Source organism: Halalkalibacter flavus, from assembly GCF_036663575.1.
Lineage (GTDB): Bacteria > Bacillota > Bacilli > Bacillales > Bacillaceae_D > Halalkalibacter > Halalkalibacter flavus.
Map to the genome: position 1 here is coordinate 1 of NZ_JAWRVK010000073.1, position 10,968 is coordinate 10,968.

11 protein-coding genes, 1 tRNA gene and 1 other RNA gene are annotated in these 10,968 nt (G+C 39.7%); 4 read left to right on the plus strand and 9 right to left on the minus strand.

All coding sequences use genetic code 11. The annotated features are described in order from the left end of the window. Positions 1-386: 386 nt before the first annotated feature. The 9 genes from SAY88_RS23710 to SAY88_RS23750 all read right to left on the minus strand — a co-directional run bounded on the left by SAY88_RS23710 (position 387) and on the right by SAY88_RS23750 (position 6,541). Positions 387-650 (minus strand): pro-sigmaK processing inhibitor BofA family protein, encoded by a 264-nt coding sequence (locus tag SAY88_RS23710; RefSeq protein ID WP_332634845.1) that lies wholly within the window; start codon positions 648-650, stop codon positions 387-389. Between the two features lie 69 nt (positions 651-719). Further along, positions 720-941 carry a YaaL family protein gene (locus tag SAY88_RS23715; protein WP_250098733.1) on the minus strand — a complete coding sequence of 74 codons (222 nt, stop codon included), beginning with the start codon at positions 939-941 and terminating at the stop codon, positions 720-722. Between the two features lie 58 nt (positions 942-999). Next, on the minus strand, positions 1,000-1,596 hold the full coding sequence (gene recR / locus SAY88_RS23720; RefSeq protein ID WP_034634150.1) for a recombination mediator RecR: 597 nt from the start codon (positions 1,594-1,596) through the stop codon (positions 1,000-1,002). An 11-nt stretch (positions 1,597-1,607) separates the two neighbouring features. Continuing rightward, positions 1,608-1,919 (minus strand): YbaB/EbfC family nucleoid-associated protein, encoded by a 312-nt coding sequence (locus tag SAY88_RS23725; RefSeq protein WP_250098732.1) that lies wholly within the window; start codon positions 1,917-1,919, stop codon positions 1,608-1,610. Between the two features lie 20 nt (positions 1,920-1,939). Further along, positions 1,940-3,628: a DNA polymerase III subunit gamma/tau gene (dnaX, locus tag SAY88_RS23730; protein ID WP_332634849.1), complete on the minus strand. Its 1,689-nt coding sequence runs from the start codon at positions 3,626-3,628 to the stop codon at positions 1,940-1,942. Positions 3,629-3,816: 188 nt separating this feature from the next. Then, an RNA gene (gene ffs, locus SAY88_RS23735) (signal recognition particle sRNA large type) lies at positions 3,817-4,082 on the minus strand. Between the two features lie 100 nt (positions 4,083-4,182). Beyond that, positions 4,183-4,653 carry a tRNA adenosine(34) deaminase TadA gene (tadA, locus tag SAY88_RS23740; RefSeq protein WP_431308914.1) on the minus strand — a complete coding sequence of 157 codons (471 nt, stop codon included), beginning with the start codon at positions 4,651-4,653 and terminating at the stop codon, positions 4,183-4,185. A gap of 85 nt (positions 4,654-4,738) precedes the next feature. Beyond that, positions 4,739-4,831, minus strand: a tRNA-Ser gene (locus tag SAY88_RS23745). A gap of 96 nt (positions 4,832-4,927) precedes the next feature. Next, positions 4,928-6,541, minus strand: coding sequence for a glutathione ABC transporter substrate-binding protein (locus SAY88_RS23750; RefSeq protein ID WP_332634850.1), 1,614 nt, complete (start codon positions 6,539-6,541; stop codon positions 4,928-4,930). Positions 6,542-6,908: 367 nt separating this feature from the next. On the opposite strand from SAY88_RS23750, the gene SAY88_RS23755 reads away from it, so the two are divergent. Genes SAY88_RS23755 through SAY88_RS23770 form a run of 4 tightly spaced genes read left to right on the plus strand, consistent with a single transcriptional unit; the run spans position 6,909 to position 10,833 of the window. Continuing rightward, a complete protein-coding gene (locus SAY88_RS23755) occupies positions 6,909-7,805 on the plus strand; it encodes an ABC transporter permease (protein ID WP_250098729.1) in 897 nt (298 codons plus the stop codon). Between the two features lie 17 nt (positions 7,806-7,822). Continuing rightward, positions 7,823-8,764 (plus strand): ABC transporter permease, encoded by a 942-nt coding sequence (locus tag SAY88_RS23760; protein ID WP_332634853.1) that lies wholly within the window; start codon positions 7,823-7,825, stop codon positions 8,762-8,764. A gap of 34 nt (positions 8,765-8,798) precedes the next feature. Continuing rightward, positions 8,799-9,848, plus strand: coding sequence for an ABC transporter ATP-binding protein (locus SAY88_RS23765; protein ID WP_332634855.1), 1,050 nt, complete (start codon positions 8,799-8,801; stop codon positions 9,846-9,848). Continuing rightward, complete coding sequence (locus SAY88_RS23770; RefSeq protein ID WP_332634857.1) at positions 9,823-10,833, plus strand: ABC transporter ATP-binding protein; 1,011 nt, start codon at positions 9,823-9,825, stop codon at positions 10,831-10,833. Before SAY88_RS23765 ends, SAY88_RS23770 begins: the two co-directional genes overlap by 26 nt. Positions 10,834-10,968 lie beyond the last annotated feature (135 nt).

The window sequence follows — 10,968 nt, forward strand, 5'->3', positions numbered from 1 at the left end:
TGTATTAGGCACGCCGCCAGCGTTCGTCCTGAGCCAGGATCAAACTCTCCATAAAAATGGTAAGCTGATTAGCTCAAAATGTATCGCTAACGATACTTTATGTGATTTAAAAAATCACTAAGAAATTAACGAGATATCATGTATCTCTATTTCGCTTGGCTTTTGTTCAGTTTTCAAAGAACTAATGTGTCGTTTATAGCGACTTAATTATCATAACAAAATGAAATTATAATGTCAAATTGTTTTTTTTGTTGATTTTTCAAATCGTTATGGCGACAAGAAATAATATACCACACGATAAAAACTAATGCAACTATAAATAAACAAAAAAGTTGAACTGCTTTTATAACAGTCCAACTAAAGGAAAGACATGTCCATTTTTTTCATTAAATAATAAACTGTTTAATTACAATAAGAAGAACAACACCTGGTATACCTAGCAAACCAGAAACAGCTGCTGTAACACCATTAATCGGAATATAAAAATCAATAAAGGATCCAAATGTATTTACAAAAAAGAGCATAAGTGCACCTATCACTACTTTTACTGCAATATTCCCTAAAAAACGCACAGGTTTCATCGGAGCACCGACAACTAACAGAATAACAACCAATCCCGCAAGTAAAGCAATTAAAATAATCGGATCCATTTTCCCACCTCATTTTAAGCTTGTCTTAATGATTCATATGCTGCCAGAAACAAAAAAAGAACAAACTACTTAGCGCAGTTCGTTCTTACTAACCTGACGTTTCCTTGCCTCTCTTAACAAGAATGAATAAACAGCCTCTGTTACTTTCGCCCTGTTTAACACATCATCAGATGGATCAATACTTCTTTGAATAAGTTGTTTTTCACTATCAAGCTTTTCCTTCTGCTCTTCAAGATGTTTAAATAACTGAGCGTTTTCCTGTTTACGAAGTTTTTGTTTTTTACGAAACAAGATTCAATCCACCTTATCGTATAATCTATTTAATGAAGGTTATACGTAACTACGATATTTACAACTCTCTTCGCCCTTCAATCGCTCTTGAGAGTGTAACTTCATCAGCATACTCTAGGTCACCGCCTACTGGTAGTCCATGAGCAATTCGAGTTACCTTAATACCTGTCGGCTTAACAAGTCTCGAAATGTACATCGCCGTAGCTTCTCCCTCAATTGTTGGATTTGTTGCAATAATAACCTCCTGTATCGTGTCATCTTGAAGACGCTTAAGAAGCTCTGGAATCTTTATATCTTCAGGGCCAATCCCGTCCATCGGAGAAATAGCCCCTTGAAGAACATGATAATCTCCACGATACTCCTTCATCTTTTCCATCGCGATAACATCTTTCGCTTCTTGAACGACACAAACTAACGACTTGTCTCGGTGTTGATCCTCACAAATACGACAAGGATCTGTGTCAGTAATATTATGACAAACTGAACAATAAGTCAGATTGCGTTTCGCATTTACTAACGCTTTAGCAAAATCAAGCACATCGTCTTCCTTCATATCCAAAACAAAAAAAGCCAGGCGGCTAGCCGTTTTAGGTCCGATACCTGGCAATTTCATAAATCCTTCAATTAATTTAGCTATTGGTTCAGGATACTGCAAATCGTCCCCTCCTAGAACATTCCAGGAATATTCATTCCTTTTGTGAACTTACCCATATCTTGTTCTACTAGCTCATCCACTTTTTTCAATGCTTCATTTGTAGCAGCTAAAATAAGATCTTGTAACATTTCTACATCGTCAGGGTCAACTACATCTTCCGAGATCGTCACATCTAAAATTCGTTTATCTCCACTTGCAACTACAGTCACCATTCCACCGCCTGCTGTCGCTTCAACCGTTTTCTCTTTTAATTCCTCTTGTGCTTTCGCCATTTGCTTTTGCATTTTTTGCATTTGCTTCATCATATTACCCATGTTTTTCATCAATAAAAACCTCCCGTATTTTAAGAATCACTAAATTCAATTAAATCCTCACCAACTAGCTTTACAGCTTCATCTACTAAAGAGTCACTGACATCCGATTCTTTAGTAGAACCCTTTTGTTTGGCTACATAATCCTCTTTTACTTGTTCCCAGTGCGCATGAAGAAGAGTCGCAAAAGTTGACTGCCCACTCAAAGTTTCCTGAATAATAGCTTCTAATACCTCTCGAAACTTTGTATCCATCATATCACGATGCATTTCATTTTGAAACGCTAAGACAACTGTAGATGCAGAAGAGGCGACTGGCTTACAATCACTTAGCCAAGCATGTGCAGGAACACTCTTTACTTTTATCCGTTCCATTACATCTCCCCACCTAGAAGTAACAACTTGTAAGTGGCGCTTATCAGCGTCTTTTAACGTTTCTTTCACCCTTGCTGCCCCATTTCGAGCTTGCGCAGGCACCTTTTTAACCCTCCGCTGCTTAGGCGCTTGACTCCCTTCAGTTTGCGAAACAACTTGGCCAGGTTGTACATTTTCTAGCCTCTTCTCAAGTAAGACAATCTTGCTTTTTAATTCCTCTACCTCACTCGAGGATATCGAACTCGTTGTGGTAACCTCACTTTTCTTTTGATTGACCAGCTTTAGTAAGGCGAGTTCTAAAAAGATTTTCGGATGTGCAGACCACTTCATTTCTTGCTGACTGGCATTTAAAGATTCAATAGCCTGATACAACCAATGAACATCGAATTTATCGGACAACTCCTTAAAATAGTCATCCACCTTTGCTCGTTCTAACAGATCTCCTGCCTTTGGGGCATTTTTGAAAAGGAGTAAATCGCGAAAATAATAGATTAAATCCTCTACAAAACGATTAGGATCTTTTCCATCCTGTAACAGCTGCTCTAATTGACTCAGAGCGGCTAAGGTATCTCCTTCTTCTATTGAAGAAACTACGTTAGTTAAAGCTTGTTGAGATACAGCACCAGTAACAGCTAGTACATCATCTAAGTGAAGACTCTCGTCCGCAAACGAAATGGCTTGGTCTAATAAACTCAAGGCATCTCGCATACCACCTTCTGCAGCTCTTGCAATCATAAAGAGGGCGTCTTCATCAGCTGCAATAGAATCATGCCCAAGAATAAATTGCATTCTAGATACAATCGCTTGGTTTGTAATTCGCTTAAAATCAAAACGTTGACATCTAGAAATAATGGTGAGTGGTATTTTGTGAGGTTCTGTTGTGGCCAAAATAAAAAGCACATGCCCAGGCGGCTCTTCCAGTGTTTTCAATAAAGCATTAAAGGCACCAGTAGACAACATATGTACTTCATCTATAATATACACCTTATAACGAACTTCACTCGGTGCAAATTTCACTTTGTCTCGAATGTCTCGAATTTCATCTACACCATTGTTGGAGGCCGCATCAATTTCAATGACATCAACAATTGCACCAGAAGTAATGCCTCTACAGGCTGAACACTCATTACAAGGTTCGGCAACTGGAGCCTTTTCACAGTTGATTGCCTTAGCAATGATTTTAGCCGCACTTGTCTTACCTGTACCGCGTGGACCAGAGAACAAATAAGCGTGGGATAATTTTTGTTGTAATAATGCATTTTGTAACGTTTTCGTTATGTGTTCTTGTCCAACAACATCTTTCAATTGTTGCGGTCTCCAAACACGATACAGCGCTTGATAACCCACTCCCACTTCCTCCTCTTTTTAAACTCTCTTCTATTATAGCGATTGAACATCATTTTTTAAAGTAATACATGGTAATTACAGAAGGGGTCTGACCCCCGGAAATAATTTATCATTTCCCGTTTTAACGCTTTTACCGAAATAAAAAAAGCAACTACAATTATGTAGTTGCTTTTTTATAAAAATTGATACCGTGCACCCTCTGTTGATAATGCCACCACAGGCGTTACCTAAGCAGTTAGCTCGGCCCAGGCGACTCCACGGCACACGGAAGGGGCCACTTACTGCTGCTTCCTTCCGGACCTGACAGGGTTCATGGGTTTCCGTTGCGTGGAACCCAAGCGTCAACACCACTTACTTAGGTCAGACCCTGCGGTGACAAAACCTCGAGAGGGGATTCAGCCTCGCTACAGCGGATTGCGAGTACAGGGCACCGCTACCTCCCCACCTAGCACGGCAAAATTAATAACATTGTTAGTACGTCTTACCGACGCATTTCCTAGTATAGATGGTTTGACCTAAAAATGCAACCGTAACAAACTGGAAACTAAAATTCCTTATTTCAACGACTTCTTTCTTTGACGCAAAGCCCGAAAGAAATCTGTAAGGATTGTACTACACTCTTTTTCAAGACAACCAGAAACAACTTCTGTTTGATGGTTAAACCTAGGTTCATCTAAAAGATTCATCAACGTTCCAGCGCAACCAGCTTTTGGGTCAGGAGCCCCAAATACTACTTTCTTTATACGCGATTGAACAATGGCTCCTGCACACATCGGACAAGGTTCTAACGTGACATAAAGAGTACAATCAAGCAAACGCCAACTTTCTAAATTCCGACAAGCTTCCTTTATAACAGCGAGTTCAGCATGCGCCAAAGCTTGTTGATCGATTTCCCTTCGATTATGAGCAGCTGCAATCAACTCTCCATCCTTAACAAGAACAGCACCAATAGGCACCTCTCCAATTGCCTCAGCTTTTCTCGCTTCCTCTAACGCAACTTCCATCCACTTATCATCCACACTCAACTGTATTCACTCCACTCAACGACAATGTAAACACATATAGAAATAAAAAACACTACCATTACTGGTAGTGTATCATTTTTATGTATGGCGGAGGAAGAGGGATTCGAACCCCCGCGCGGTTTAACCCGCCTGTCGGTTTTCAAGACCGATCCCTTCAGCCGGACTTGGGTATTCCTCCACGTTACTGACAAAATTCATTATAAACAACACATAAGATAAAAACAAGTATTTTTTTCAAAAAACAGCTCACTCTTTCGAGTAAGCTGTTTCCCTACTATTGTAATGTTACATCTTGAAGCATAAGAATTCCAGTTGGGTGCTGCCATAAGCCTTGTACATTATCACTAACACCTAAAAGGAATTGTTGGTGATGGATGTAAAGCATTGGAGCTTCTTCAACAAGGATCTCTTGTGCATCTTTATAAAGAGCCGCACGCTCATCTGGATCTGGTTTTTGACGAGCTTGATCTAAAAGCTCATCAAGTTCAGGATTGCTTAAGAACGTACGGTTTCCAGGCTCACCATGGTTATCAGAGTGGAATAACGCATACATACCATAGTCAGCATCACCTGTTACAGTAGACCAACCAAGAACGAACATGTCATGCTCGCCATTTGCAGTGTTCTCTAGGTAAGCACCCCACTCAACAACTTCGATGCTAACATCGATACCGATTTTTTCTAACTCAGCTTGAACAAAAGTAGCAGCGTCAATACGCTCACGGTTATCGTTTGTCCAAAGAGTAGTTGAGAAACCATCTTCATAACCAGCTTCAGCTAATAGAGCTTGGGCTTCTTCTACATTATATTCTAGACCAGAAACAGTCTCATCATAACCAAATACATCCGGAGCTAACGGACCAATAGCTGGGATACCAGCACCGTCGTAAATCCCTTCGATGATCGCATCTTTATTGATAGCCTTAGAGATCGCTTGACGAACTAACGGGTTATCAAACGGTTCTTTTTCAACATTGAAACCAATATAAGATAAAGAAACACTTGGCTGACGGTTAACGTGAATACCATCAGTACCTTCTACACGAGAAACATCAGAAGGGCTTAGTGGATCAGAAATATGCGCTGCACCAGTTTCAAGTTCAGCAATACGAGTTAAATCTTCAGGAACAACTTTGAATGTAACAGAATCAAGCTTAGCATTCTCGCCCCAGTAATCTTCGTTACGCACTAATTTAATTTCAGTTCCAGGAGTCCAAGAATCAAACTTGAAATATCCTGTACCAACAGGATTTTCACTAATTTTACTTCCTGGCTCAGCACCAGCTTCCATTGCTTCATAGTCTTCAGCAATTAAATCACCAGAAATCATTCCACCACCGTTATGCGCAAGGTGTGCAGGAAGTGGAGCGAAAGGAAACTCAGTCGTAATACGAACAGTATGCTCATCTACAACTTCAACATCTGTAATCATATTAAAGATGAATTGACGTGGAGAAGCGACTTCAGGATCAAGGATACGATCTAAATTAGCTTTTACAACGTCAGCGTTAAAGTCAGAACCATCATGGAATTTAACATCTTCACGAAGGTAGAATTCCCAAGTAAGGTCATCAACCATTTCCCAGCTTTCAGCTAGACCAGGTTGAAGTTCCATGTTTTCATCTTGCTCTACAAGTGCTTCATAAATATTTTGAGCAACATTACTCGATGGAGTGTCGTTTGAACCGTGCGGGTCAAGCGCAACAGCATCAGAAAGGTTAGCAATAACTAAGTCGCCACCTTCTCCGCCTTCAGTAGTACCTTCTGCAGCATCTTCTCCTTCAGCAGGAGTAGGAGTTGCATCTGGCTCATTTGCACATGCAGCGATAAATACACTGAACGCTAATAAAAGAGCCAAAAAGAAAAACGAATTTTTTGACATTTTCATCAAAAAATACCCCCTATTTTGTTTATTAGTCTTTGTTCTCAAACCAATATTACTATATATCAAGAAAATAAAGAATACAAGTCCTTTTTTCTGAAAATTACTTTGCTAGAAAACTTGACAGACTGTTCGTCAAAATTAAATTTTTCTGATAATACCAACACTAAATGAATTCCAAAAAAAACGACAGCGTTTGCAACATCCGACATATCATTATATTAAAATAATAACATTCTCGTTGTAAATACCGCTCAGCATGTTATAATTAGAATTTGTGAAATAGTATTTATCTTGTTGAACGAGGTCAAATTTCCAGACTTCGTTACAAGATGGAGATATAAAATCAATAAAAAAGGAAAGGGTGTATGTTATGAGCGAACAAACTATGAAAAACGCTGAAACATCAAGTCGACCTCCTAGCCCTACTGCTCAAAGATGGAAAAGTTTTTACAAAAAACTACGTAAAAACAAAGCAGCTATGGTCGGTGGCATTCTCATTATCTTCTTTATATTAGTAGCGGTCATTGGACCTTCTTTTACACCGTATGAACCGAACGTCCAAAACCATGTTAATAAACTAGCTAGTCCTTCTTCTGAACATTGGTTTGGAACAGACCACCATGGTCGTGACATTTTCAGCCGTATTATTCATGGAATGTCGATTACTTTATATGTAGGATTTTTCTCTGTTTTGATCGGAGCAACTATAGGTGTGTTCTTAGGAATCATTTCTGGTTATTACGGAAGAATGGTGGACACTGTCATCATGCGTGTGATGGATATCTTACTTGCTTTCCCAGGTATCTTACTTGCGTTAGCTATCGTTAGTGTATTAGGTGGAAGTTTAAACAACGTTATAATTGCTGTTGGTATTTTCTCTATCCCTGTTTTTGCACGTATCGTACGTGGATCAACGCTTGCCGTTCGTAAATTAGAATATATTGATGCGATGAGAGCACTAGGTGCAAGTGATGCAAGGATTATTTTTAAACACATCTTGCCTAATGTAACTTCTCCATTAATCGTTCAAGGTACATTAAGTATTGCAACATCGATCTTAACAGCAAGTGGACTTTCGTTCCTTGGGATGGGTGCGCAACCACCTACTCCGGAATGGGGAGCTATGTTAAGTGGTGGACGTAATTACATGTGGGATGCGCCTCATGTTGCATTCTTCCCTGGTATCGCAATTGTTATTGTTGTACTAGCCTTCAATATATTTGGTGATGGCTTGCGAGATGCGTTAGATCCTAAAATGAAAAACTAGAAAAGAGGTGCGAAAACATGTTTACTTTTATCATACGTCGTCTTGTTCAGACGATTCCGGTTTTAATAGGTGTTACGATTTTAACATTTAGCTTGATGCACCTCATTCCTGGTGACCCAGCTCAAATTATGGCAGGTGAAAGTGCTTCTCCAGCTCAGATTGAACAAATGCGTGAGAGACTTGGCCTAAACGAAGCAATCCCTGTTCAATATGCAAAATATGTTTCAGGTGCCGTACAAGGTGACCTTGGAAACTCGATCCGTAGTGGTCGTCCAGTTGCTCAAGAAATCTCTGGTCGGTTTTGGGTAACCGTTGAACTTGCTATATACAGTACGATTTTAAGTGTTTTTATCGGTTTAATTGCTGGAGTCATCTCCGCAACAAAGCATTACACGTTTACTGATGTTGCTATTATGATTGTTGCATTATTTGGCTTATCGATGCCAAACTTCTGGCTTGGACTTATGTTAATCCAATGGTTTGCAATTGGTTTTGATATAGGACCAATTAACACAGGTTGGTTTGCCGCCTCTGGTTGGGGTTCATGGCAACAAATTGTTTTACCAGTTATCACATTAGGAACGGCGGGGGCTGCAATTATTGCTCGTATGACTCGTTCAAGTATGCTTGAAGTCATTGGACAAGATTATATCCGTACTGCTCGTGCTAAAGGTGTGAAAGAACAGGTTGTTATTTATCGCCATGCATTAAAAAATGCAATGATTCCTGTTGTGACTGTTGTAGGTCTTCAGTTTGGTTCATTACTAGGTGGTGCCGTTTTAACTGAGATGGTATTTGCTGTTAACGGAATGGGACGTTTAATTATTGATGCTATTCGTGCACGTGACTTCCCTATCGTTCAAGGAACGGTTCTTGTATTCTCATTATTATTCGTAGCTGTAAACTTACTTGTAGATATAGCGTATCGCTTCTTAAATAAACGAATTGACTTGAATTAATTGTGATATAAATATGTGAAAGGTGTGAAACCTTATGGCGACAAAGATCGATAACAAGAATGAAACAATTCTTGAAGTTCGTGACCTCCGCACGTCGTTTTTCACGGAAAACTTTGAGGTTAAAGCTGTCGATGGTGTCAACTTTTCTGTACCGAAAGGAAAGACACTAGGAGTAGTTGGTGAATCTGGTTCTGGTAAGAGTATTACTTCACTTTCTATTCTCAGACTAATTCAAAACCCAGGTAAAGTCGTGGGCGGTCAAGTCCTATTTAAAGGAACAGATCTTCTTGAAAAAACAGAAGCACAAATGCGAAAAATCCGTGGAAATGAAATATCGATGATTTTCCAAGAGCCGATGACTTCATTAAACCCGGTTTATACAGTTGGCCAGCAAATTGGTGAATCATTTCAGATTCACGAGAAGCTTAACAAAAAACAATCAATTGAACGCTCAATTGAAATGCTAAAACTTGTTGGAATTCCATCTCCTGAAAAACGTGTTCATCAATACCCACATGAGCTTTCAGGTGGAATGCGTCAACGTGTCATGATTGCGATGGCTTTAGCTTGTAACCCAGAATTGTTGATTGCCGATGAGCCTACAACGGCTTTAGATGTTACGATACAAGCGCAAATTTTAGAGTTAATGAAAGATCTTCAAAACCGCTTAGGGATGTCCATCATTATGATTACACATGACCTAGGTGTTGTAGCAGAAACATGTGACTATGTAGCTGTTATGTATTGTGGAAAAGTGGTAGAGTATGCTTCTGTCGATGAGCTATTCCGTAACCCTCGACATCCTTACACTGTAGGGCTAATGAATTCATTGCCGCGTCACGATATTGATTTAGAGAACGAAGAGTTATCAGTTATTAAAGGAGCAGTTCCAAGTCCAGCTGATATGCCTGTAGGCTGTCGTTTCTCGCCACGTTGCCCGCATGCAAGTGATATTTGTGTGGAGCGTCTTCCTGAACTTGAAGAAGATAAAAATGGCAACAAAATTCGTTGTTGGATCTACTCGGATGAGTGGGATGGCGATCCGGAGGTGAACGTGTATGAAAAAAGAACTACTGAAAGTTAAAGATTTGAAACAATACTTCCCTATTAAAGGCGGTATGCTGGGACGTACCGTTAACCACGTTAAAGCCGTTGATGGTGTAACGTTTACTGTATATGAAGGTGAAACGGTAAGTATTGTAGGTGAATCAGGCTGTGGTAAGTCAACAACAGGGCGTGCTATTCTTCGCCTTGATGAGCCGACTGATGGTGAAGTTGTTTTTGATGGAGATGATTTATTATCTTTAAATAAAGCACAAATGCGTAAGAAACGTAAAGATTTACAAATCATTTTCCAAGACCCTTATGCTTCTATTAATCCACGTCATACTGTACGTCAGATCTTAGATGAAGCGTTAGAAATTCAAAATGTTGTTCCAAAGTCACAACGTGCTGATAAAATCCGCGAACTTATGGAAACAGTTGGTCTTGGCCCTCACCAAATTGACCGTTTTCCACATGAATTTAGTGGTGGTCAACGACAACGTATTGGTATTGCCCGTGCATTATCTGTTGATCCAAAATTAATTATTTGTGATGAGGCAGTATCAGCGCTAGACGTTTCAATTCAAGCGCAAGTTATTAACTTATTGAAGAAATTACAACGTGATTTTAAATTAACGTATTTATTTATTTCTCATGACTTAGGTGTTGTTCGTCATATATCTGACCGAGTTATCGTTATGTATCTTGGACGCATCGTTGAGATCGGTGATAAAACGTCCGTATTCGATAACCCACAACATCCTTATACAAAGGCATTGCTTTCAGCCATTCCTGTACCGGAACCAGGCAAAAAGAAAGAACGAGTAATCCTAAAAGGTGATGTACCTTCACCTATTAATCCTCCAGAAGGCTGTCGTTTCCACACACGTTGTCCATTCGCAACAGACCTGTGTAAAACAGACACACCAGAGCTTAAAGGTGAAGATTATATGAAAGAAGGTCACCTAGCAGCATGCCACTACATGGATGAAATCGAGTCAGGTAAGCATAAACCTAAGTACTAGATCATAAAAAAACAGGTCGCTCTTTGACCTGTTTTTTTATGATCGAAGCAATGTGCGGAGCCGCCGTTATCTTTTAAGCCTTTTAAGTGCTCTTCTTAAAAGGCGCACGGCGCGCGAAGCCATTGCTAACATGTT

Excerpts from the sequence above, each read along its gene's own strand:
- SAY88_RS23755 (WP_250098729.1), top strand. The coding sequence starts at position 6,909 with ATGAGCGAACAAACTATGAAAAACGCTGAAACATCAAGTCGACCTCCT.
- SAY88_RS23750 (WP_332634850.1), bottom strand. The coding sequence starts at position 6,541 with ATGAAAATGTCAAAAAATTCGTTTTTCTTTTTGGCTCTTTTATTAGCG.
- SAY88_RS23770 (WP_332634857.1), top strand. The coding sequence starts at position 9,823 with ATGAAAAAAGAACTACTGAAAGTTAAAGATTTGAAACAATACTTCCCT.
- SAY88_RS23725 (WP_250098732.1), bottom strand. The coding sequence starts at position 1,919 with ATGAAAAACATGGGTAATATGATGAAGCAAATGCAAAAAATGCAAAAG.
- SAY88_RS23760 (WP_332634853.1), top strand. The coding sequence starts at position 7,823 with ATGTTTACTTTTATCATACGTCGTCTTGTTCAGACGATTCCGGTTTTA.
- SAY88_RS23710 (WP_332634845.1), bottom strand. The coding sequence starts at position 650 with ATGGATCCGATTATTTTAATTGCTTTACTTGCGGGATTGGTTGTTATT.
- SAY88_RS23765 (WP_332634855.1), top strand. The coding sequence starts at position 8,799 with ATGGCGACAAAGATCGATAACAAGAATGAAACAATTCTTGAAGTTCGT.